Origin of the sequence: Delftia sp. JD2 (assembly GCF_001682645.1) — a bacterium.
Taxonomy (GTDB): Bacteria; Pseudomonadota; Gammaproteobacteria; order Burkholderiales; family Burkholderiaceae_C; genus Comamonas; species Comamonas acidovorans.
In genome coordinates this window covers 1-557 of sequence record NZ_LFJT01000142.1, presented here as the reverse complement: position 1 = coordinate 557, position 557 = coordinate 1, and the positions used below count along the sequence as shown (strand labels likewise).

The following is a 557-nucleotide window of genomic DNA, read 5'->3' as shown; positions in this document are numbered from 1 at the left end:
GCTTTTTCAGGGGGATAAAAGGGAATGGAGGCGCCCCCGGGCAATACGCTGTGCGAGGCAATGATGTCGTCGCACAGCACCAGGGTGTGCTGGCCCGAGGCATGCTCGAAGAAGTAGTAAATGCCTTCGTGCTCCATCAATCGCGAGACAAAGTCGCAATCGCTTTCGTTGTATTGAACGCAGTAGTCCCAGCTGCGATAGGCGCGCGTGAGTTTCTTTTGCAGGGGATGGCCATAGACGCCCAATACCTGCTCGATGATGTCGGGCACGGTCTGGTTCTGGAAGATGCGAAAGTCGCTCTTGCGCGTGGCCAGCCACAGCCAGGGGCTCAGGCGCGCCTTGTAGGCGTAGTGGCGGTGGTCCTGGCCCTGCATGCCAAAGCGGGTGACGATGCCGTCGATGAAGCGCCTGCCGCCGCCCTGGGTTTCTATTTCTATGGTGGCGTTTTTGCCCAATAGGGCCTTGGGATCGATGCTTTCGCTTTCGCTGAGCATTTCCACATCGAGGCTGAAGAGCTGGCTGATGTTTTCCTGGCCGCGCAATTCACGGAAATGCAG

1 protein-coding gene is annotated in these 557 nt (G+C 58.0%); it reads right to left on the bottom strand.

Annotated elements, in window-relative coordinates:
* On the bottom strand, window positions 1-557 hold a 557-nt coding region (locus ACM14_RS30210; RefSeq protein ID WP_254662172.1), incomplete at both ends, for a type VI secretion system Vgr family protein.